The sequence below is a fragment of the Rhodococcus sp. SORGH_AS_0303 genome (genome assembly GCF_030819335.1).
Taxonomy (GTDB): Bacteria; Actinomycetota; Actinomycetes; order Mycobacteriales; family Mycobacteriaceae; genus Rhodococcoides.
In genome coordinates, this window is the sequence record NZ_JAUTBO010000001.1 from 408,644 (window position 1) to 429,512 (window position 20,869).

Here is a 20,869-nt window from a genome sequence, read left to right on the forward strand (position 1 = left end):
AGAGATCGTGACGAGTAACAGGAGGTTCCACATGAGTATGGAAATGACCGCGTGGAACCAGATGTACCGATCGATGCACACCAACGGCGACGATCACCGACCGTTCTCCCGGGTGACCGTGCGGCGGATCATGGTGTTCGCGCGACCCCTGCGCTCCCTGCTCGTCGGGTTCCTGATCCTCAGCGTCGTCGCGGCGGTCCTGGCCGTCGCGACGCCCGTGCTGGCCGGCCGTGTCGTGGACGCGATCGTGCAGGGCAGCGCGTACGGGACGGTCCTCGTACTGGCCGTCATCATCGCGGTCGTGGCGTTGCTCGATGCCGGTACGGGGCTGGTGAACCGGTGGCTCTCGGCGCGGATCGGCGAGAACCTCATCCTCGACCTCCGTACTCGCGTATTCGACCACGTGCAGAAGATGCCCATCGCCTTCTTCACACGCACGCGCACCGGTGCCCTGGTCTCGCGGCTGAACAACGACGTCATCGGGGCGCAGCGCGCCTTCAGCGGCACGCTGTCGGGTGTCGTCAGCAACCTCGTGACGTTGCTGCTCACCCTCGTCGTCATGCTCGGGATCTCCTGGCAGATCACCCTGCTGGCACTGTTGCTGTTGCCGATCTTCGTGCTCCCGGCCCGCAGGATGGGCACTCGGCTCGCCCGTCTGCAGCGTGAGGCCGCCGCGCACAACGCGGCCATGTCGACGCAGATGACGGAGCGTTTCTCCGCTCCCGGCGCGACGCTGATCAAGCTGTTCGGACGCCCCGATCACGAGTCGGCCGAGTTCGCGCTTCGAGCGGGCCGCGTCCGCGACATCGGCGTGCGGTCGGCCATGGTCCAGACCGTCTTCGTGACGGCGCTGACCCTCGTGTCCGCGCTGGCACTCGCGCTCGTCTACGGCCTCGGTGGCTTCTACGCGCTGCGGGGGCAGCTCGACGCAGGGTCGGTCGTGACTCTCGCGCTGCTTCTGACCAGGCTGTACGCACCGCTCACCGCACTGGCGAGCGCCCGCGTCGACATCATGAGCGCCGTGGTGAGCTTCGAGCGGGTCTTCGAGATCCTCGACCTCGATCCGCTCATCACCGACAAGCCCGACGCCCGCGCGGTTCCGGAGGGCCCGGTCACCGTCGAGTTCGACGACGTCCGCTTCGCCTATCCGTCGGCCGACAAGGTGTCACTGGCGTCTCTCGAGGACGTGTCCGTCCTGGATGCTCGCGGCGGCGAGGAGGTGCTCCACGGGGTGTCCTTCCGCGCCGAGCCCGGACACATGGTGGCCCTGGTCGGCTCGTCCGGTGCAGGAAAGTCGACCATCGCGCAGCTCGTCTCGCGCCTGTACGACGTGGATTCCGGTGCCGTGCGCATCGGCGACGTCGACGTGCGGGATCTGACGGCCGAATCGATCCGTCGCACCGTCGGCATGGTGACGCAGGACGGCCACCTGTTCCACGAGACGTTGCGGTCCAATCTCACCCTGGCGCACCCGGATGCGACGGAGGAGGAGATCTGGTCCGCGCTGCGGCGTGCGCGTCTCGAGGAGTTGGTGCTGTCGCTGCCGGACGGCCTGGACACCGTGGTCGGCGAGCGCGGCTATCGCTTCTCCGGTGGTGAGCGTCAACGCGTCACCATCGCCCGCCTGCTGCTGGCGCGTCCCACCGTCGTCGTGTTGGACGAGGCCACCGCGTCACTGGACTCCACTTCCGAGGCCGCGGTGCAGGAGGCACTCGCCGAGGCACTGGAGGGACGGACGTCCATCGTCATCGCGCACCGGCTCTCCACCATCCGGGCGGCCGATCTCATCCTGGTCATCGAGAACGGCCGCGTCGTCGAGCGCGGTACGCACACCGAACTGCTGGCGAACTCGGGTCGGTACTCCGAGCTCTACCGCACGCAGTTCGACGAACCGGTCCGCGCCTGACCCTCCGCGATCAGCAGGTGCTGGGTGCAGGCAGACCGGCGAAGCGATCGTTCAGCCACTGCAGTGCGGACGGCAGCCCGAGCAACGCGCCACTGAGGTGGTCGGGGGTCGGGGTGAGCAGCGTCTGCACTCGAGCGCCGGCGCTGCAGTACCGGGCGGTGGTGCTGTCGATGGCGTCGACGGGGATGAGCCCGTCGGTCGGGCTGTGCCACTCGAAGATCGGTGCGCGCGGAACGCCGGGGTAGAGCTCGACACTGTTCTCTTCCACGACGGCACGGCCCTGCGGGTCTGCGAACACCGACTTGTTCGCGGTGATCTCCGCGGCGCTGTGGTTGGCGCCCACGGCCAGGATGTCGTTGGTGCAGGAGTCGGCGATCTGATTCATCATCGACGTGCCCTGGGGAGTCAGGTTCTGCGACACGGGCATCCGGTCCGGGTACTCCCGACCGAGACCGATCGCCGCGGCCAGTGCCAGCCCGAACACGGGGTGCGGTGTGTTCTCGCCGAGCATGTAGGCCATCTTCAACAGGTTCATCGGAACGCCACCCTGGGCGCTGCCCACGATGTTCAACTCGGGTGCGTACGAGGGTGCCAACGCGGCTGCCCAGGCGGTGGCCATGCCGCCGCCGGAGTAGCCGCCCATGCCGACGGGGCTGTTGCGCAGCTGCAGCGGATCGAAGTTCTTGGCAGCGCGGATACCGTCCAGCGTGATCTGACCGCCCAGCTTGGCGGCGCCGTAGGCACTGTTGGGGCCGAGGTGGTCCGGCATCGAGACCGACCAGCCGCGGGTGAACACCGCGTTCAAGGCGGCGGCGTCGCGGATGACGACGTTCGGATCGGTCGACCACAACGCCTGCGAGGGCGCGCACTTCAGGCCGAGAGCATTGACGATCTGCTGGTAGGAGAGCAGCGGGCCGTCGGGCGCCTTCCCCAGTGGGACGAAGACGGTGGTGACACCGACGATGGGGTTGCCCTCGCTGCCGGTGCTGCGGAACGCCAGTTGCCACGTCGACACGCCGATGAAGTTGGGCGGGTTGGGCATCGGACGGCTGGCGAGGACCGTGCCCGGTGCGAGCCCGGAGATGTCGCCCGGCGCGGAGTAGAACGGGTCGGCATTGGGGGTCGGGTACTGGGCGTCTGCGGCTGCGGTCCCCGGAAGGGCGGCAGCGACGACGGCTGCGGTGACCGCGGCGAGCACGAGGCGACGAATGGATCTCACTGGAACACTCCTACGAACCGACTGTGCGGTTATCGAACGACAGCCACATTGAACACTGCCCGAGCGCTCGGTTCCACTCGGGAAACGGCGCCCCGGCCCCGTGATCGAACCGTAAGCAAGCGACACGACGGCGACAACCGTTCTCGATGGTTCTTGTGTAAGGTCCAAACTTTGCCCACTCGAGTGGGAGCGCTCAGTCCTCGCGGTGAACGTCCTCGACGGTCTTGTCCTCACGCAGGCCCCGCCAGCTCGGATGGCGCAACGAGCCGCCGTCCGTCCACTCGAAGAACCGCACCTCGCCAACGACGGTGGGGGCCACCCACGTCGCATCGCGGCGGTCGGCGGTGGGGAGAGGTTCGTCGAACGGTGACTCGTCGACGACGGCCGGACGCAAAAGCGTCAACAGGTCCGCACGCTGTCGCTCGGTGAATCCGGTGCCGACGCGCCCGACGTAGTGCAGTCCGTTCTCCGACGGGATGCCGAGCAGGAGCGACCCGATGCTCCCGGTGCGGGAACCCTTGCCGGCGCGCCATCCGCCGATGACCACCTCCTGCGTCCGCCAGTTCTTCACCTTGATCCACGAGGTGCTGCGTCGGCCCACCTCGTAGGTCGAGTCCCGCCGCTTCGCGACGATGCCCTCCCACCCGCGGCGTTCGCTCTCGGACAGTGCTCCCGCCGCTGTGCCGGGCAGGAGCGGCGAGACGGTCGCCGTCTCGAGGCCGGTCAGGAGCAGCTCGAGGATCTTGCGCCGGTCGGTGAACTTCTTGCCCGTCAGATCCGTGCCGTCGAGGTGGAGGATGTCGAAGCAGATGAACTGCACGTCGTCGGGATGCGCGTCCTGCAGTGCCTGGAAGCTGGTGACTCCGTCCGCGCGGTAGACCACGGCCTCACCGTCCAGTACGACCGCATGGTCGGACAGATCCGCGGCGAGCGCCGTGATCCCCGCGTAGCGGCGCGTGAGGTCCTGTCCGGTCCGACTCTCGAGCACGACGTCCCCGTGGTCGAGGGTCGCGACGATGCGGACGCCGTCCCACTTCCCCTCGAACGACCACTCGTCGGCTTCGAGTCCGGACAGCGTTCCGGCGGACGCCAGCATCGGCCGCAGGTGCTGGGGCAACTCCGTGCGTGTCGGCTGGGGGCGGGATGTCATCCGGTGCACGAGCCACTGGTCCCGGTCGGTCCGGATCAGTGCGTACCGACCCGCGACGCGCTCACCCGCGAGTTCGACGATGACCTCGTCGTCCCGCCACTTCTCGGTGGTGAAGGTGCCGTGATCCCAGACGCTCACCTCGCCGCCGCCGTACTCGCCCTGCGGGATGGTCCCCTCGAAGGATGCGTAGTCCATCGGATGGTCCTCGGTGTGCACGGCGAGATGGTTCTTCTTCTCGTCCGTCGGCAGATTCTTCGGAACCGCCCACGAGACCAGCACGCCGTCGCGCTCGAGTCGGAAGTCGTAGTGGAGTCGACGTGCGTGGTGTTCCTGGATGACGAAGATCGGGTCCGCGGATTCCCGAGTCGTCGATGTCGTCGGGACGGGTTCCGGTGTGCGCGAGGCAGTCCGCTTGCCGCGGTACGGACCGAGGCTGTCGGTGATCGTCGACGCCTCCGGCTCCGGATCGAGGCCGGCGAGCAGATCGCCGTCCCGGTGGAAGCGAGCGAGCACCTCCTCGAAGCTCAGTTGGGCGAGACCGCCGCCGGAGAGCTCGTCCCACGTCCGCGGAGCCGCGACGGTCGGGCGGTCGCGTCCGCGCAGCGAGTACGGCGCGATGGTGGTCTTCTTGCCGTTGTTCTGACTCCAGTCCAGGAAGATCTTCCCGGGCCGCAGAGCCTTCGACATCGACGCGGTGACCAGATCGGGCATCTTCTCCTCGAGAAGCGTCGCAACGCGTTTCGCGACGGTCGAGGCACCGGACGACGAGACCGGCTTCTCCAGCGGGACGTACAGGTGTATGCCTTTGCTACCACTGGTGAGGGGGTGGGCGGTGAGCCCGATGTCGGTGATCATCGCCCGTACCTCACAGGCCACGGTCGCGCAGGTGTCGAGGTCGACGCCCTCGCCCGGATCGAGATCGAAGACGATGCGGGTGGCTTTGCCCTGCTCGTCGCCGTCGAAAGTCCATTGCGGCACATGGGCTTCCAGCGCAGCCTGCTGTCCCAGCCACGCGAGATCGGCGGCGGTGTGGAAGACGGGGTAGACCACGACGCGGTCGGAGTGGTGCAGACGTCGTCGGTCGAGCCAGTCCGGGGCCGACGCGGCGAGGTTCTTCTCGAAGAACGAGCCTGCCTGGACCCCGTTCGGCCATCGCTTCCGCGTGACCGGGCGTCCGAGAAGGTGGGGGAGCATCGCGGGCGCGATGTCGACGTAGTAGTCGATCACCTCGCCCTTGGTGGTGCCCGTCTCCGGCCACAGCACCTTGTCGACGTTGGTCAGGGCGATCTGTCGCCCCGCGACCTCCAGCGATGCCATGGGTTCAGGATAGATTGCGTGCTTCGCGAGCTGGGTATGTTCGAGGGCGGTGCCACGCTCGGTGGCAGGACCCGCGCGCGGGACCGACGAGGCAGGAAGCGAGGGCCGCGTGGCCGGAGTGAACGTGACGGTGGATTCGACGATGACACCGGACGAGGCGTGGGCCAGGGCGTCCGATCTGTCCAGCTTCCAGGAGTGGATGACCATCTTCGGTGGATGGCGCAGCCCCGTGCCGGACACGTTGAAGGAAGGCGTCACCATCGACTCGCTGATCAAGGTCAAGGGTTTCCGCAACGTGATCACCTGGACGATCACCGAGTACGACAAGCCCTACGAGATCGCGCTGCTCGGCAAAGGCAAGGGCGGCATCAAGATCGATCTGAAGATGTCCGTCGCGCCGAAGGGCGCCGGGTCGGAGTTCACCCTCGACGCGAACTTTCGCGGCGGGTTGCTGTCCGGCCCGATCGGCGGGGTCGTCGCGAAGGTGCTGGAGTCGGACGTGCGCACGAGTGTGACCAACCTGGCGAAGCTGGGGTAGTTCGTGGAACCTGCTCCGGTGCTGTCACTTCTCGTCGGGGTGGTTCTCCTCGGGTCCCTGTCGCTCGTGATGCGGACGCCGGGCACGAACGTGGACGTGAATTCGGCCGTGGGATTGCGCACGAAGGCGACGACGGCGTCCCGCGATGCCTGGCGAGCCGGTCATCGAGCTGCCGCGGCGCACTTTCTCGCCGTCGGTGTCATCGCTGTCGTGGTCGTCGTTCTGACGAGCACGCTCTGGCTGATCGCGTCGATCACCGAGGCCGACATCGGGCCAGCGGTGGTTTCGGTTCCCGCCGCAGGTCTCGCGGTGCAAGCTGTGATCCTGGTGGCCGCCACCGTGCGTGCGGATCGGGTGGCCAAACGTCACGCGTGATTCCGTACCCACTGCGAGGAGGCACGTTCGTGTGGCCGCAGCGTGGACGAATCAGCCCTTCCCCGCCCTACCGGTGTCCGTCCGGCGCAGCCACCACAGCGCCGCGATCGGCAGGATCACCGGGATGAACAGGTAGCCCGATCCGAAGTGCGACCACACCGTGGGCTCCGGGAACTCCTGCGGCACGGCGTAACTGGCGATCGAGACGGCGAGCACACCGACTATCTCGACGACGCAGGAGATGGTCGCGATGCGGCGCGACACCACGGAGGCTCGTGCGAGACACACGGTGCCGACGATGTAGACCAGGGCGGCGAACGCGGACAGCAGGTACGCGACCGGTGCGTCGTCGAACCGGGTCCCGATCTGCACCGCCGAGCGCGACGCGGCGGCGACGGAGAACAGGGCGTAGAGGGCGATGAGGACGCGCCCGATGCCGGATCGGGTGGCCGTCTGCAGGTCCGTGCGTGCGGTGTCAGGCATGGCCGGCCCAGATCTGGTTCAGACGCAGCACCATCACCGCGAGGGTGAGGGTGACGACGATCAGGACGGCGGTGCCGCCGCGACTGCGGTCCCCGAGGGACCACCACACACCGATCGGCAGCAGCAGCGCGAGACCGATGAGGTACGCGCCGAAGGTGACGGTGTGCACATCGCGGTCGGTGGTGGCCAGGGCGACGAAACCGACCACGGCCTGCGCGAGCACGAGCAGCTCGATGCCGACGAGGAACCGGAAGAACACGCGGTCACCGCGGTTCGCGAGGAGCAGCGCCTGATTGCGGATCAGCTTCACCAGTGCCCAGACCGCGGCGACGAGTGGCAGCACGTAGAGGGCGACCGTGATGGGTGTGAGCATGGTGAGCCCAGTTTATCCCCGTCCGATTCGTCCCTCGGCAGGTGAGGTTGCGGCCCCCGGACGGTCGGACCAGTCGTGTCCGAAGCGCGCGACGCAGTGCCAGAGCTGTTTGATGTGCTGATCGTCGTGCTCACCGGTGTTCGCGGCCTGACCGACGATGTACGCGGTGAGACGCCCGTCTCTCGCCACGGACCGTGCGAGGTCGGCGATGTGTGGTCCGCGGTAGTCGGCGCAGTGATCGAACCGACTCGATGACAGCTCGAACCCGTGGTGCCACCGCACCGGAACTGGTGCCCGGCATACGATCGCGTCCAGCTCGGTCCCGCGGAACGACGGGTCGAGAACGAGTGCCTCGACATCGGTGTCGAGTCGTAGCGGTCCGTGGACATGGGCCTCGATGTAGTCGTCGAGCACGTCGACGTCGTGGTGGGAGAGTGCCGTCTCGACGAGTGGCATGCGCTCACCGGTGCCGAAGGCTGTCGGCTCGTGGACGGAATCGGGGTAGCAGAAGGTGGTCCGGGGCAGCACGTCTCCGCGGAGCACCAGGTGGGAGGAGCCGAAGCGCACCGATCCGCCCGCGGGCTCCAGGCGGTGATTCAGCGAGCCGTAGATCGGGCGCTCCGATGCCGGGCCGTGGTCGTACGCCCCACCGAACATCCGGGACTCCCATGCGTGGCGACGACCGCCGGGCGCAGGATCGAACCCGCCGTTGCTCGTGCCGGTGACGAACTGCGATCGGTACAGGTTCTCCTCGATCAGCACCTCGAGCAATGGTCGGCCGGCCACGAGCCGATCGGGATGGAAGTGCACGGTCACTCTCGTCGCCGGCGGCACGGGTGGGCCCGCCTCGACTCGCGACGCGACGTGCGCGAGTGCGAGGAGGCGTCGGGCACCCGATGCGTCGACCACACTCCGACGGTAACGCGGCGGTGTGTCGCCGGGGTTACGCGAGTGAGCAGGACGAAACAGGGCGTTGTTCCGCGGGTGACCATCCGGACATCGAGCGGGCCTGTACTGGTGTCAGCGGGACGGACGTCTCCGCACCCGAGTACTTGCTCACTCATCTTCCGGAGGTTCCCGTGGCCGCGTTCGATCAGACCATCCTCGACAACATGTCCGCCTCACTCGCCGAGATCCCGCACCCGTCACTCCCCAAGGGCAGCAACATCTACGGCGGAACCAAGATCTTCCCGGACTACAAGGCGGAGGACGGCGAGTCCTACTTCACTCTCGTGCACGGCATCGCCCACGAGTCGTCGGTGAGCTTCGTCGCCGTGCTGCAGGCGACGCGCGCTCTGCGCAAGGGCTACGAGTCGGCGATGTACTTCTACGGTCCCGGTGCCATCAACTGCCTGGCGACCCGCGGCTTTCCCACCACCGGAGACTCCGGTTTCCCCGGCGAGCAGAACATCAACGACGCTCTCGCGACGTTCATCTCGGAGGGCGGCACCGTGTTCTGTTGCCGATTCGGGCTCGCGCTGCACGGCGGCCGCGAGGAAGACCTCATCGAGGGCGTCGTGCCCGCGCACCCGCTGGACGTGCAGGACGCGTTGATCCACTACGCCCGCAAGGGCGCGATCATCAACTCCACGTACATGGTCTGAGGTGAGACGGCGATGTCCGACGTTCGACTGAAGACCAGGAACCACCGGGTCGATCTGGCCCTGCTCGGCATCCGTGGGACCCCACCGGTGCGCCGCACCGCGGGTGCGGGACCGAGCGACGACGGCCACGTGAGCATCGACGGACTCGGTGCAGCGCTGCCCCGCAATCCGTCGAGCCCCTACGTCCTGGACGGCGATCGGGTGCTGTTCGACGGGGACGACATCGGACTGGACATCGCCGCCATCGCCCGGCCGGCCTTCTACGACCTCACCACCGACGACGGTGTGCCCTACGAGAAGCTCGCCAAGCTCCACGGCAAGGGGGTGCTGGCCACGACCGTGGTCCAGACCTGCATTCGCTACGACGAGTCGCAACGGTGTCGGTTCTGCTCCATCGAGGAGTCGTTGCGCAGCGGCGCCACCGTGGCGGTGAAGAAGCCCGCCGATCTCGCCGCCGTGGCCGAGGCGGCGGTGCGACTCGACGGCATCACCCAGATGGTCATGACGACCGGGACCTCGGCGGGCCGAGATCGCGGGGCGTTGCACCTGGCACGCTGCGTCCGCGCGGTGCGCGCCGTGCTCCCCGACCTGCCGATCCAGGTGCAGTGCGAACCGCCCGGTGATCTCGCGACCCTCACCGAGTTGTACGACGCCGGCGCACGGTCCATCGGTATCCACGTCGAGTCCCTGGACGAGGACGTGCGGCGCCGCTGGATGCCGGGCAAGGCGTCGGTCTCGCTCGACGAGTACCGCGCGGCATGGGCGGAGGCGGTGCGTGTCTTCGGACGCAACCAGGTGTCGACGTATCTGCTGGTCGGGCTCGGCGAGGACCCGGACGAGGTGGTTCGCGGCGCCACCGAGCTGATCGCGATGGGGGTCTATCCCTTCGTCGTCCCGTTCCGGCCACACCCGGGGACCCTCGCGGTGGACGTCGACGGGGCCGGGGCGCCGTCCGCCGAGCTGTTGACGGACGTGAGCACTCGGGTGGCCGCGGCACTGGTGGACGCGGAGATGCTGGGGACCGACCAGAAGGCCGGGTGCGCAGCGTGTGGTGCGTGCAGCGTCCTGCAGACGATGGGTGGCTGACATGAGCACCGAACTGTCGATCCTCACCGGGGCACCCACCGTCGGCGCTGCCCCGTTCCTCGTCCGGCCGGCCGAGTCGGCGGCCGATCTCGCCGCCTATCACCGTCTTCGACGCGAGTCGTTCGTCGTCGAGCAGGGCTTGTTCTCGGGTACCGACCGGGACGACGTCGACGACGATCCGCGCGCGGTCGTCCTTCTCGCGACCGCCCCCGACGGCACCGTCCTCGGCGGGGTCCGGGTGGCTCCCTGCACGGACGTCGACCTGGGATGGTGGTCGGGCAGCCGCCTCGTCGTCGCGCGGGAGAAGCGTAGTCGCGCAGTGGGACCCGCTCTGATCCGAGCCGCCTGCGCTCATGTGGAGACGGCCGGGGTGGTGCGGTTCGACGCCACCGTGCAGTCTCGCCACGTCCCGATGTTCACGGCGCTCGGGTGGACCGCCACCGGCCCCACCATGCTGGCCGGCGCCCCGCACGAGACGATGCGCTGGACCATCGACACGGTGGCACGTCTCGTCCGGTCGACCAAGGCCGTGCTCGCAGATGTGCTGGCACCCCTGGCCACTGCGCCACTGGGGTTGGGGGCGAGTGGTTTCCGAGGCGACGACGGAGTGCCGGTGCCCGGCTCCGACATCATCGCCGCGTGCGACGCCATCGTGCCCTCAATGGTCGAGCGCGACCCGGAGTGGGCCGGATGGTGTGCCGCCCTGGTGAATCTGAACGATCTGTCCGCCATGGGTGCGACCCCGGTGGGCATGCTGGACGCCGTCGGCGCTCCGACGACGTCGCTCCTCACCCGCGTGATCCGGGGCCTCGCCCGCGCCGGTGACGCGTGGGGGGTTCCCGTGCTCGGCGGCCACACCCAGGTGGGTGTGCCGGCGGCGCTGTCGGTCACGGCACTCGGACGGACGTCGTCGCCGGTGCGTGCGGGCGGCGGTGAGGTCGGTGACGAGCTGAGTCTCACCGCCGACCTCGGGGGCGGCTGGCGACCCGGTTACCACGGCCTGCAGTGGGACTCGACCTCCGCACGCTCCGGGTCGGACCTCCGCGAGATGGGCTCGTTCGTGGCCCGGGCAGCTCCTCGTGCGGCGAAGGACGTCAGCATGGCGGGGCTCGCGGGCACCGTCGGCATGCTGGCCGAGGCATCAGGTACGGGCGCCGAGATCGACGTCGCCCGCATACCCCGACCCGGCGGCGCCGACCTCGGCCGATGGATCACGTGCTTCCCCGGGTTCGCGATGATCACCGCGGACCGCTCCGGACGTCGGCTCCCGCCGGCCGGTCCGGCGACATCGGCCGCCTGCGGCCGCCTCACCTCGGAGCCGGGAGTCACCTTGCGGTGGCCCGACGGCGCCACCACCTCGGCGGTCTCCGCCGCAGTCACAGGATTGGGACCAGCATGAACGACGTAACTCTCTCGGTGGCGTCCGAGCGCTTCGGCCGCGACATGGACGAGTCGTACGCCACCATCGAGCGCACCATCGCGGAAGCACGGCGACGCGGCAGCGCGCTGCTGGTCCTGCCGGAGGCGTGCCTCGGGGGCTACCTCCCGAGTCTGGGAGGCGGAGACGAGTCGGAGGAGAAGCGCCGCACCCGGCTGCAGAACCTGCCGCCGGCCCTCGAGCTGGACGGTCCGGAGATCTCGCGAGTGTCGGCGATGGCCGCGGACATGGTGGTGACCTTCGGTTTCTGTGAGGCGGACGGTCTCACGCGGTACAACGCCGCGGTGACGGTGCACGGTGACGGGGTGCTGGGCTCGTACCGCAAGGTGCACCAGCCCCTGGGCGAGAACCTCTGCTACTCGGCGGGTTCCGAGTACCGCGCCTTCGACACCCCGGTCGGCCGGATGGGCATGCAGATCTGTTACGACAAGGCGTTCCCCGAGGCGGCGCGGGAGATCGCACTCGACGGGGCCGAGATCATCACCTCGCTGTCGGCATGGCCGACCTCGCGTACGGGTCGTGCACCGAACATGGCCGACGATCGATGGAAGCTGCGCTTCGACATCTACGACCAGGCGCGAGCACTGGAGAACCAGGTCGTGTGGATCGCGTCCAATCAGGCGGGGTCCTTCGGGTCGCTGGACTTCGTGTGCAGCGCCAAGATCGTCGGTCCGGGAGGGGAGATCCTCGCCGGCACGGGCGTCGAACCCGGCCTGGCGACAGCGACTCTCGATGTGCAGAAGGCGATCGCGGCGGCTCGCGGAGGTGGCATGTACAACCTTCGGGACCGCCGTCCGTCCGTGTACGGGACCCTCGTCGACGACGACAGCATGTCTCGGGTGGACCGGGTGATGAGCCGTGCCTGAGATGACCTTCACCGTCCAGTGGCCCAACGGGTGCCGCCAACAGTGCTACTCACCGTCACTCGTCGTCCGTGACCATCTCACGGTCGGGACGCGCTACGAGATCGCCGACTTCGTGCAGCGCAGTCGACTCGCGCTCACCGAGGCCAGTGACCGGGTGCGGGCCAAGTACGGCTTCGCGTGTACCTCGGCAGCGGCGACTCTGCGCGAGATCGAGACCACCGCAGCGGCGTTCGACCGCGGCACCGTGCACGTCCTCGACCTGGGAGGAGCGCGATGACCGAGCATCACACCGTGATCGTGATCGGCGCGGGCCAGGCGGGGCTGTCCATGAGCTGGCACCTGACCCGACGCGGTGTCGACCATGTCGTCCTCGAACGGGACACCATCGCCCACGAGTGGCTGGACGGGCGGTGGGACAACTTCACCCTGGTGACACCGAACTGGCAGTGCGTCCTGCCCGGGTACGCCTACGACGGCGACGATCCCGACGGATTCATGACCCGAGACCTGGTGTACGACTTCGTGCGTCGCTACGCCGACTCGTTCGGCGCACCGGTCCGCGAACACGTCGCGGTGCTGTCGGTGCAGCAGGCACCCGGCGGCGGCCACGTCGTGTCGACCTCCGCCGGGTCGATGACCGCGGATCAGGTCGTGGTGGCCGTCGGTGGCTACCACGTCCCGTCGATTCCACGCCTCGCCGAGCGAGTGCCGGAGACGATCACGCAGATCCACTCGTCGGGGTACCGCAGCGCGGCGGCGCTTCCTCCGGGTGGGGTCCTGGTGGTCGGTACCGGGCAGTCCGGCGCGCAGATCGCCGAGGATCTGCACCTCGAGGGCAGGCAGGTGCACCTCGTCGCAGGGTCCGCGCCTCGTGTCGCCCGCTTCTACCGCGGACGGGACTGCGTCGCGTGGCTGCAGGACATGGGGGTGTACGACGTGTCGATCTCCGAACACGCCGGCGGACTCTCCAAGCGGGAGAGCACGAACCACTACGTGACCGGGCGGGACGGCGGACGCGACATCGACCTGCGTGCCTTCGCGCTGGACGGGATGCGGCTGTACGGGCGGTTGACCGACGTCGGTTCGGACGGTGTCCTGCGTTTCGCGCCGACTCTCGAGCAGTCACTCGACGCGGCGGACGCGGTGTCGGAGGGCATCAAGAACGACATCGACGCCTACATCACCAGGGCGGGACTCGACGCTCCCGTCGAGGAGCGATACACACCGGTCTGGCGGCCCGAGTCGGAACCCACCGAGCTCGATCTCGAGGCGGCGGGCGTCACGTCCGTCGTGTGGGCCGTCGGCTTCCGCCGGGACTACCGCTGGCTGAAGGTCGGGGTGTTCGACGGTGAGGGCCACCCGGCTCACACCCGCGGTGTGACCGCGGCGGAGGGCCTGTACTTCCTGGGTCTGCCATGGCAGAACACCTGGGGCTCGGGCCGATTCGCGGCGGTGGCACGGGATGCGGAGTACCTCGCGGAGCAGATGTCCCCGGCGGTCGGCGCCCGCGTGCCCGCGGCGGTCTGACCGCGAGATGGCGCCGATCCGGGCGGCGGCGCTCGCGGGACACTTCGGCCGTGACGTCGAGCGGTCCGTCGAGAAGATCGTGGGCATCATCGAGCAGGGCCATCAGCGGGGCATCGACCTGTTGGTCCTGCCCGACGCCTGCCTCGGCGGTTACCTCGGTGATCTCGCGCGGCCCGATCTCGAGGAGCTGCCGCCGGCGCTCGACGAGGACGGACCCGAGCTCGCGGTGATCGCTGCTGCGGCCGGTGAGATGACCGTGTGCGTGGGCTACACCGAGAGGGCGGCCCTGGTCCGTTACAACGCCGCCGTGTGCCTCACGGGCGACGGTGTGTTGGGTCGTCATCGAAAGGTGCACCAACCGGCGGGGGAGTCGTTGGCCTATGCGGCGGGAGATCGGTTCTCGGCGTTCGACACGCCGGTGGGCAGGATGGGCATGCTGATCGATTACGACAAGACATTCCCCGAGGCGGCGCGCACCTTGGCTCTGGACGGTGCGCGCATCATCGCGGCGCTGTCGGCGTGGCCGGCCAGTGTGACGGACAGGGCGTCGAAGTTGGCCAACGACAGACAGTCTCGCCTGTTCGACCTCTACGACGCCGCCCGGGCGGCCGAGAATCAGGTGGTGCTGCTGTCGTCCAATCACACGGGGGTGACGGGATCTCTGCGCTTCCTCGGGCAGGCGAAGATCGTCGGTCCCGGCGGCGAGGTCCTGTGCCGGACGCGAGACAAGGGTGGCCTGGCGTGCTGCGACATCGACGTGGACGCGGAGGTGGACCGGGCCCGTCGGGTGCTGCGTCACCTCGACGAACGACGACCGGACACCTACCACTCACAGGCATCGAAGGAGACCACGTGCGTGTCGCCCTCCTGACCTACTCGACGAAACCGCGAGGGGGAGTGGTCCACACCGTCGAACTGGCGGAAGCACTGGCGCGCGCGGGAGCGGACGTGACGGTGTGGTCCCTGGCGCGCGGCGGCGACGAGGGCTTCTACCGTGCGATCGATCCCGCGGTGACGGTTCGTCTCGTTCCGTTCCCGGCGCGCGAGGACGAGTCGGTGGGCGATCGCATCCTGCGGTCGATAGCACTGATGCGCAGTGCATTCGACCCGGGTGACGCCGACGTCGTGCATGCCCAGGACTGCATCACCGCGAACGCCGTCGGACGCTGTGTCCGCACGATCCACCACCTCGAGGAGTTCACGACACCGGAACTCGCCGCCTGCCACGAGCGCGCGGTCGTCGAGCCCCTCGCCCGCATCTGTGTCTCGCGCGCCGTGGCCGACGAGGTGCGTGTGGGATGGGGGCTGTCGCCGACGGTCATCCCCAACGGGGTCGACCATGCTCGGTTCGCGGCGGCACGCGGCGACGAGTGGCGCACCCGTCTCGGCCGATACGTCCTCGCGGTCGGTGGCATCGAGCCGCGCAAGGGGAGCATCGACCTGCTCGAGGCCCACGCCGCGCTTCGAGAGCGGTGTCCGGACGTGGGTCTGGTGTTCGCCGGCGGTGAGACGTTGTTCGACTACCGGGGGTACCGGGCGGAGTTCGACACCCGACTCGCGGAACTGGCGGGCAGGCCGGAGGCCGGTCGGTCGACAGGCGACGAGGGGCCCGTACCGCGGGTGCTCGGCACCGTCGACCACGACGTGCTCCCGTCTCTCGTCGCGGGCGCGTCGGCATTCGCGTTCCTCTCCACCAAGGAAGGCTTCGGGCTGGCCGCGATGGAGGCTCTCGCCGCCTCGGTTCCCGTCGTGGTGCGGGACCTCCCCGTGTTCCGCGAGGTGTTCGGGGACGCGGTGCGCTACGGCGGCGACGCGGAGGGGACGGCTGCCGCACTCGAGGACGCTCTGACGTCGGACGACCGTGCCGCTGCCGGGCGCGCACTGGCTGCCCGCACGAGTTGGGACGACGCCGCGGCCGCTCATCTCGCGTTCTACGCAGGGCTCGCGCATCGCTGATCAGCGCAGGGGCGATGTGCCCGCGTCGTCGGGTCCGTCGTCGGGGAGGTGTCCCGGCGACGTGGTGTCGACCGTCGCGTCGAAGAACAACTGGACGAACGACAACGGAGCCGCGCGTTGCTCGCTGTCCCGCTCGGGCTCGTCGGACATGGTGGCACTCCCTTCTCGACGTGGATCGCCGGACCAATCATCTCAGATTCTGAATAGTTGAATAACTGAGAGATATACCGGTGTCGAGGGGAAAATGATGTGATCCACTTCTCAGGGCGCGGAAACTATGTTAAGACATACAGACATGGTTCGAGCGTCGCTGGGCGGCTCGGACCCGCCACGCCGACGATGGGATGTCATGTCTTCGCAAGTCAGCACCACGGGAAGTGCACTACCGCCGGACGCACCCGGTCCCCACTCGCGTCGCCTCGGCGTCATCGCCGTGGTGGCGACCTTCGGTGGCCTGCTGTTCGGATACGACACGGGCGTCATCAACGGCGCGCTGGAGCCGTTGAAGGAGGACCTGTCGCTCACGGCCTTCACCGAGGGCTTCGTCGTCAGCATCCTCATCTTCGGGGCGGCCATCGGCGCACTGGTCGGGGGCCGACTGTCGGACAAGTACGGCCGTCGGCACAACATCCTGATGCTGGCCGGCATCTTCGTCCTCGGCACTCTGGGCTGCGTTCTCGCCCCGTCGTGGGAGGTGCTGGCGGTGTTCCGCTTCATCCTCGGCCTCGCGGTCGGCGGAGCGTCCGCGACCGTGCCGGTGTACCTCTCGGAGGTCTCACCGTTCGAGCGCCGCGGTTCCCTGGTGACGCGCAACGAGGTCATGATCGTCAGCGGCCAGTTCGCGGCCTTCGTGATCAACGCCCTCATCTTCAACATCTGGGGCGAGCACGACTCCGTCTGGCGCTACATGCTGCTGGTCGCCGTGTTGCCCGCGTTCGCACTGTTCTTCGGCATGCTGCGGATGCCCGAGAGTCCGCGCTGGCTCGTCTCGCAGGGCCGGGACGACGACGCCCTGGCGGTGCTGAAGCAGGTGCGGTCCCCCGAACGTGCGGAGGCCGAGATGGCCGAGGTGCACGCGCTGGCCGAGGAGGAGAAGCTCTCGCAGACCGGCGGCGCGGCCGACCTGTCGGTGCGGTGGATCCGACGGTTGATCTACATCGGTGTGGGACTCGGTGTGTTCCAACAGTTCACGGGCATCAACTCGGTGATGTACTACGGCACCCAGCTCCTCGGCGACGCCGGATTCTCGAGCAGCTCCGCCATCATCGCGAACACGCTCAACGGCCTCTTCAGCGTCCTCGGCATCACGGTCGGCCTGCTCATCATGAATCGGATCGATCGCCGAACGATGCTGATCGCGGGCTTCTCACTGACGACGCTCTTCCATCTCCTGGTCGGACTGTCCGCACTGCTGCTGCCGGACGGCACCGCCAAGGCATACTTCATCCTCGTCTTCGTCGTGCTCTTCGTCTTCTGCATGCAGGGCACGATCGGGCCGCTGGTCTGGCTGATGCTCGCAGAGATCTTCCCGCTCAAGATTCGCAGCTTCGCCATCGGTGTCTGCGTGTTCATGCTGTGGATCGCCAATGCTGCCGTCGCACTGGCCTTCCCGCCGGTGGTCGACGCGCTCGGCATCGCGCCGACGTTCTTCATCTTCGTCGGACTGGGCATACTGGCCCTGGTCTTCATCATCACGCAGGTGCCGGAGACCCGCGGTCAGAGCCTGGAGGAACTCGAGGCCCGGTTCCGCCGCGAGTACTCCTGACACGATCACCCCACTTCGAGAAGGACGGCGAGACATCATGGCAGTACTGGTGGCAGTGACCGACAGCGACGAGGGCCGACACGCGCTGTCGGAGGCGGTGTCGGAGGCGCGCATGCTCGAGACCGACGTGATCGCGGTGAATCTGACCCTCGGCGCGCTAGACACGAGCGACGTGGGCGGTGACGTGGCGGTGCGAGTGATCGACCGGGCGGGGCGCGAGGACCGCGACCCGGTGATCGCGGTGATCGACGAGATCGAGGCGCACCCGGAGGTGACGCGACTCGTGATCGGGATCAAGAAGCGCAGTCGGGTGGGAAAGGCGTTGCTGGGCAGCGTCAGTCAGCGTCTGCTGATGACGTCACCGGTGCCGGTGCTCACCGTTCGACCCAGCTGAGCCGAACGGTGAGCGGTGGCGGAGGTCAGACGGTGCAGAGCGGGCGGATCTCGTTGCTGCCCTGAGTGGTCGGCGACGTCAACAGCAGGCAGGCGTTGTAGCCGCGGCTCTCGACGACGCTCCGGATCTGCTTCCACTGATCGGCACTCACCTGCGGCGACCTCGACAGGACGAAGCCGGACGTGCGGAACGGGTCGCCCACCAACGCCCACGAGTAGTCGTCGGCGATGTAGGTGACGATGTAGTTGGTGGGACCCTCGGGATTGTCCTGGGTGGGCACGCCGGGGAAGCTCACGTGCAGCTGCGCCTGCGTGACCGGATCGTTCACCCGGGCGTTGCCGATGATCTCGTTGGCTCCGCCGTCCCAGCGGGTGCAGTTGTTCTGCACGCGCACGTTGCTGGGGTCGAGCACCTGGTAGTTGGCCCGGGTGTCCTTGGCGCAGTTCAGGTTGAACGGCTGCGGGACGGCCGCGATCTGCCACCAGTCACCCGCGTAGCGCTGGACGTCCAGCTGAGCGATGGGCTGCAGCGGCTCGAACAGGGGCTGCGCGGACGCGGCGCTGCCGCCGGCGAGCAGAGCTCCGGTGACCAACGCTCCGGCGACTGCCGTGCGGATGATGCTGCGGATCATGAGGTGACTCCTTCTTTCGTGGCGTTCGGACTGTCTTCGGAGTGCGGGTCGAGTTCGGTCGGCCACCAGATGCGGGGACCGATCAGGGTGAACAGGGCCGGAATCACGATCGTGCGGACCACGAAGGTGTCGAGCAGGATGCCGAGGCCCACGACGATCCCGAGCTGCGTGAGCAGAATGAGTGGCAGGACGCCCAGCACGGTGAACACCGCGGCGAGCACGATGCCCGCACTGGTGATGACCGCGCCCGTCGACGCGACGGCGCGCACGATGCCCGTCCGCGTCCCGTACGACGGTGTCTCCTCACGTGCCCGGGTGACGAGGAAGATCGTGTAGTCCACACCCAGGGCCACGAGGAACAGGAACCCGAACAGCGGCACGTTGTCGCCGAGGGCGGGGAAGCCGAAGATGTTCTCGCTGGCCCAGCTGCCGATGCCCAGAGCCGCCAGCGTGCTGAGCACCGTCGTGGCCACGAGCACCAGGGGTGCGAGGGCCGACCGGAGCAGAACGAACAGCACCAGCAGAACCACCAGCAGGATCACCGGGATGATCACCAGGCGGTCGCGAGCTGCGGCATCGGACGTGTCCAGCGCCTGCGCATCGCTGCCGCCCACCAGAGCGTCGGCACCCGTGATCGGAGCGACAGATGCACGCAGGTTCTCGACCGCGGCGAACGCGCCGTCGGAGGACGGTTCCGCGTCGAGCACGACGGACCACTCGGTGAGACCGGTGTTAGAGGTGCCGGGCCGGGAGTCCGCAGTTCGGGACACCGACACCACGCCGTCGGTGTCCTGCAGCGCTGCCTCGACCTCCGAGGCCGCCGCGGTCCGGGCGACGACGACGGTCGGATCTGACTGCCCCGCCGGGAAGTGCTCGGCGAGCGTGTCGATGCCGGTGACGGATTCGGCGGTGACGCGGAACTGCTCGGTCTGCGACAGGCCCACGTTCGTTCCGACGAGGCCGAGAATGCAGACGGCCAGCGCGACCAGCGACACCGCCGCGGCGCGGCCGGGTCGACGACCGACGGCGTTGGCGACGCGGAAGAACACGCCCTTGTCCGTCGGCTCGGGATCGCCCACGCGAGGAACGAACGGCCAGAACAGCTTCCGGCCGAACAGCGAGAGCAGTGGCGGAAGAACGAAGAGCACGAAGACGGCGGCGACCACGAGACCGGCCGCGGCCAGACCGCCCAGGCTGCGCGTACTCGGCAGAGTGCCCAGCAGCAGCGTCAGGAGCGCGAGCACCACCGTCGCGTTGCTCGCCACGATGGCCGGGCCGGCGCGTCGCACGGCATGGTGGAGGGCGACCCGGTGGTCGCTCTCGCGGCGCAGTTCCTCGCGGTACCGGGAGATGAGCAGCAGCGCGTAGTTGGTCCCGGCGCCGAACACCAGGACGCTGGTGATGCCCGAGGTGCTGCCGTCGAACGAGAGCCCGGTGAGCCCGGACACTGCGGTGCCGACCGTCGAGGCGACCCGGTCACCGAAGCCCACGACGGCGAGCGGCACGAGCCAGAGAACCGGTGACCGGTACGTGGCGATCAGCAGCAGGGCCACCACCAGCGCGGTGACGCCGAGCAGCGTGACATTGGCCCCGGAGAAGGAGTCGGCGATGTCGGCGGCGAACGCGGGACCGCCCGTGACCTGCGCCGTCAACCCGTTGGGGAGGCCGCCGGTGGCAGCGGTGCGCAGCTCGGTGACCAGATCGGCCAGTCCCGTTCCGGACTCCGACGTCGACACCTGGACGGGGGCGATGGCCGCCTCGCCGTCGGGTGCGGGAACGACCGGGGAGTCGGGCGCACCCGCGTCCACCCCGCGCTCGACACCGTTCATCCGCATCCTCGCGGCAGCGACGTCGGCGAGGTCCTGTTCGGACAGGGCGCCGCCGTCGGCGCGCGTCACCACGAGGATCACCGGCGAGAGGTCGGAGTCGGGGAACTCCTCGAGCAGGGCGTCGACCCGTGCCGATTCCGCGTCCGAGGGGAGCGATGTCGGTGAACTCTCGGCAGCGGAGTTGCTCCCGACGCCGCCGATGAGCGCGCCGGCGGCAAGGACGACGAGCAGGGCGACGATCCAGGACCGAGGCCCTGAGACGAGGCCGGCCACGCGGTTCCACACAGAGTTGTCGCTCACCGGAAAAGTGTCTCAGTTAGTTGATCGTTAAGCAACTGAGACATCGCTCGGAGGTCCGGCGAGTACGCTGACACCCGAGTTTTCGAAGGAGAATCTGTGTCAGCACACGAAC

21 protein-coding genes are annotated in these 20,869 nt (G+C 68.4%); 13 read left to right on the top strand and 8 right to left on the bottom strand.

What is annotated here, in order from left to right; translation table 11 throughout:
* Positions 1–31 precede the first annotated feature (31 nt).
* Positions 32–1,906 (top strand): ABC transporter ATP-binding protein, encoded by a 1,875-nt coding sequence (locus QE449_RS01945; protein WP_056441049.1) that lies wholly within the window; start codon positions 32–34, stop codon positions 1,904–1,906.
* Positions 1,907–1,916: 10 nt separating this feature from the next.
* On the opposite strand, the gene QE449_RS01950 is transcribed toward QE449_RS01945, so the two are convergent.
* Together QE449_RS01950 and QE449_RS01955 are read right to left on the bottom strand one after the other, a co-directional pair.
* Entirely contained in the window at positions 1,917–3,125 is a 1,209-nt protein-coding gene (locus QE449_RS01950) for a lipase family protein (RefSeq protein WP_056441051.1), read from the bottom strand.
* 193 nt (positions 3,126–3,318) lie between these two features.
* Entirely contained in the window at positions 3,319–5,592 is a 2,274-nt protein-coding gene (locus tag QE449_RS01955; protein ID WP_307108092.1) for an ATP-dependent DNA ligase, read from the bottom strand.
* 109 nt (positions 5,593–5,701) lie between these two features.
* Between QE449_RS01955 and QE449_RS01960 the strand changes: the two genes are divergently transcribed.
* On the top strand, positions 5,702–6,130 hold the full coding sequence (locus tag QE449_RS01960; protein WP_056442173.1) for an SRPBCC family protein: 429 nt from the start codon (positions 5,702–5,704) through the stop codon (positions 6,128–6,130).
* A 3-nt stretch (positions 6,131–6,133) separates the two neighbouring features.
* A complete protein-coding gene (locus tag QE449_RS01965) occupies positions 6,134–6,505 on the top strand; it encodes an SdpI family protein (protein ID WP_156380439.1) in 372 nt (123 codons plus the stop codon).
* 51 nt (positions 6,506–6,556) lie between these two features.
* Here QE449_RS01965 and QE449_RS01970 read toward each other — a convergent pair whose 3' ends face one another.
* From QE449_RS01970 to QE449_RS01980, 3 genes are read right to left on the bottom strand one after another with little or no spacing between them, the layout of a single operon-like run.
* Positions 6,557–6,988, bottom strand: a complete 432-nt coding sequence (locus tag QE449_RS01970; RefSeq protein WP_027506090.1) for a hypothetical protein — start codon at positions 6,986–6,988, stop codon at positions 6,557–6,559.
* A complete protein-coding gene (locus QE449_RS01975) occupies positions 6,981–7,361 on the bottom strand; it encodes a hypothetical protein (RefSeq protein ID WP_027506091.1) in 381 nt (126 codons plus the stop codon). Before QE449_RS01975 ends, QE449_RS01970 begins: the two co-directional genes overlap by 8 nt.
* A gap of 12 nt (positions 7,362–7,373) precedes the next feature.
* Positions 7,374–8,270 (bottom strand): DUF3626 domain-containing protein, encoded by an 897-nt coding sequence (locus tag QE449_RS01980; protein WP_307108093.1) that lies wholly within the window; start codon positions 8,268–8,270, stop codon positions 7,374–7,376.
* A gap of 170 nt (positions 8,271–8,440) precedes the next feature.
* Here QE449_RS01980 and QE449_RS01985 point away from each other — a divergent pair, with 170 nt between their 5' ends.
* Genes QE449_RS01985 through QE449_RS02020 form a run of 8 tightly spaced genes read left to right on the top strand, consistent with a single transcriptional unit; the run spans position 8,441 to position 15,838 of the window.
* Entirely contained in the window at positions 8,441–8,965 is a 525-nt protein-coding gene (locus tag QE449_RS01985) for an MSMEG_0572/Sll0783 family nitrogen starvation response protein (RefSeq protein WP_027506093.1), read from the top strand.
* A 12-nt stretch (positions 8,966–8,977) separates the two neighbouring features.
* Complete coding sequence (locus QE449_RS01990) at positions 8,978–10,051, top strand: MSMEG_0568 family radical SAM protein (protein ID WP_056441066.1); 1,074 nt, start codon at positions 8,978–8,980, stop codon at positions 10,049–10,051.
* A gap of 1 nt (position 10,052) precedes the next feature.
* Positions 10,053–11,450, top strand: a complete 1,398-nt coding sequence (locus tag QE449_RS01995; RefSeq protein ID WP_307108094.1) for an MSMEG_0567/sll0787 family protein — start codon at positions 10,053–10,055, stop codon at positions 11,448–11,450.
* Positions 11,447–12,355: a carbon-nitrogen hydrolase family protein gene (locus QE449_RS02000; protein ID WP_307108095.1), complete on the top strand. Its 909-nt coding sequence runs from the start codon at positions 11,447–11,449 to the stop codon at positions 12,353–12,355. The genes QE449_RS01995 and QE449_RS02000 overlap by 4 nt, the downstream gene beginning before the upstream one ends.
* The gene (locus QE449_RS02005; RefSeq protein WP_056441075.1) at positions 12,348–12,632 is read left to right on the top strand and encodes an MSMEG_0570 family nitrogen starvation response protein; all 285 of its coding nucleotides are present in this window, start codon (positions 12,348–12,350) and stop codon (positions 12,630–12,632) included. The genes QE449_RS02000 and QE449_RS02005 overlap by 8 nt, the downstream gene beginning before the upstream one ends.
* Positions 12,629–13,882, top strand: a complete 1,254-nt coding sequence (locus QE449_RS02010) for an MSMEG_0569 family flavin-dependent oxidoreductase (RefSeq protein ID WP_037185980.1) — start codon at positions 12,629–12,631, stop codon at positions 13,880–13,882. The genes QE449_RS02005 and QE449_RS02010 overlap by 4 nt, the downstream gene beginning before the upstream one ends.
* Before the next feature lie 7 nt (positions 13,883–13,889).
* A complete protein-coding gene (locus QE449_RS02015; RefSeq protein WP_307108096.1) occupies positions 13,890–14,753 on the top strand; it encodes a carbon-nitrogen hydrolase family protein in 864 nt (287 codons plus the stop codon).
* Positions 14,735–15,838, top strand: coding sequence for an MSMEG_0565 family glycosyltransferase (locus QE449_RS02020; RefSeq protein WP_307108097.1), 1,104 nt, complete (start codon positions 14,735–14,737; stop codon positions 15,836–15,838). Before QE449_RS02015 ends, QE449_RS02020 begins: the two co-directional genes overlap by 19 nt.
* Here the strand turns inward: QE449_RS02020 and QE449_RS02025 are convergent, their stop codons facing one another.
* Positions 15,839–15,988, bottom strand: a complete 150-nt coding sequence (locus QE449_RS02025) for a hypothetical protein (RefSeq protein ID WP_155957046.1) — start codon at positions 15,986–15,988, stop codon at positions 15,839–15,841.
* Between the two features lie 199 nt (positions 15,989–16,187).
* Here QE449_RS02025 and QE449_RS02030 point away from each other — a divergent pair, with 199 nt between their 5' ends.
* Together QE449_RS02030 and QE449_RS02035 are read left to right on the top strand one after the other, a co-directional pair.
* A complete protein-coding gene (locus QE449_RS02030) occupies positions 16,188–17,603 on the top strand; it encodes a sugar porter family MFS transporter (RefSeq protein ID WP_056441079.1) in 1,416 nt (471 codons plus the stop codon).
* A gap of 37 nt (positions 17,604–17,640) precedes the next feature.
* Positions 17,641–17,997, top strand: coding sequence for a universal stress protein (locus QE449_RS02035; protein WP_027506099.1), 357 nt, complete (start codon positions 17,641–17,643; stop codon positions 17,995–17,997).
* A 25-nt stretch (positions 17,998–18,022) separates the two neighbouring features.
* Here the strand turns inward: QE449_RS02035 and QE449_RS02040 are convergent, their stop codons facing one another.
* Entirely contained in the window at positions 18,023–18,628 is a 606-nt protein-coding gene (locus QE449_RS02040) for a lipocalin family protein (RefSeq protein WP_027506100.1), read from the bottom strand.
* Entirely contained in the window at positions 18,625–20,757 is a 2,133-nt protein-coding gene (locus tag QE449_RS02045; protein ID WP_307108098.1) for an MMPL family transporter, read from the bottom strand. The genes QE449_RS02040 and QE449_RS02045 overlap by 4 nt, the downstream gene beginning before the upstream one ends.
* Positions 20,758–20,869: the final 112 nt, after the last annotated feature.

Excerpts from the sequence above, each read along its gene's own strand:
- QE449_RS01970 (WP_027506090.1), bottom strand. The coding sequence starts at position 6,988 with ATGCCTGACACCGCACGCACGGACCTGCAGACGGCCACCCGATCCGGC.
- QE449_RS02015 (WP_307108096.1), top strand. The coding sequence starts at position 13,890 with ATGGCGCCGATCCGGGCGGCGGCGCTCGCGGGACACTTCGGCCGTGAC.
- QE449_RS02035 (WP_027506099.1), top strand. The coding sequence starts at position 17,641 with ATGGCAGTACTGGTGGCAGTGACCGACAGCGACGAGGGCCGACACGCG.
- QE449_RS01990 (WP_056441066.1), top strand. The coding sequence starts at position 8,978 with ATGTCCGACGTTCGACTGAAGACCAGGAACCACCGGGTCGATCTGGCC.
- QE449_RS01995 (WP_307108094.1), top strand. The coding sequence starts at position 10,053 with ATGAGCACCGAACTGTCGATCCTCACCGGGGCACCCACCGTCGGCGCT.
- QE449_RS02040 (WP_027506100.1), bottom strand. The coding sequence starts at position 18,628 with ATGATCCGCAGCATCATCCGCACGGCAGTCGCCGGAGCGTTGGTCACC.
- QE449_RS02030 (WP_056441079.1), top strand. The coding sequence starts at position 16,188 with ATGTCTTCGCAAGTCAGCACCACGGGAAGTGCACTACCGCCGGACGCA.
- QE449_RS01975 (WP_027506091.1), bottom strand. The coding sequence starts at position 7,361 with ATGCTCACACCCATCACGGTCGCCCTCTACGTGCTGCCACTCGTCGCC.
- QE449_RS01955 (WP_307108092.1), bottom strand. The coding sequence starts at position 5,592 with ATGGCATCGCTGGAGGTCGCGGGGCGACAGATCGCCCTGACCAACGTC.
- QE449_RS01945 (WP_056441049.1), top strand. The coding sequence starts at position 32 with ATGAGTATGGAAATGACCGCGTGGAACCAGATGTACCGATCGATGCAC.
- QE449_RS02025 (WP_155957046.1), bottom strand. The coding sequence starts at position 15,988 with ATGTCCGACGAGCCCGAGCGGGACAGCGAGCAACGCGCGGCTCCGTTG.
- QE449_RS02010 (WP_037185980.1), top strand. The coding sequence starts at position 12,629 with ATGACCGAGCATCACACCGTGATCGTGATCGGCGCGGGCCAGGCGGGG.
- QE449_RS02000 (WP_307108095.1), top strand. The coding sequence starts at position 11,447 with ATGAACGACGTAACTCTCTCGGTGGCGTCCGAGCGCTTCGGCCGCGAC.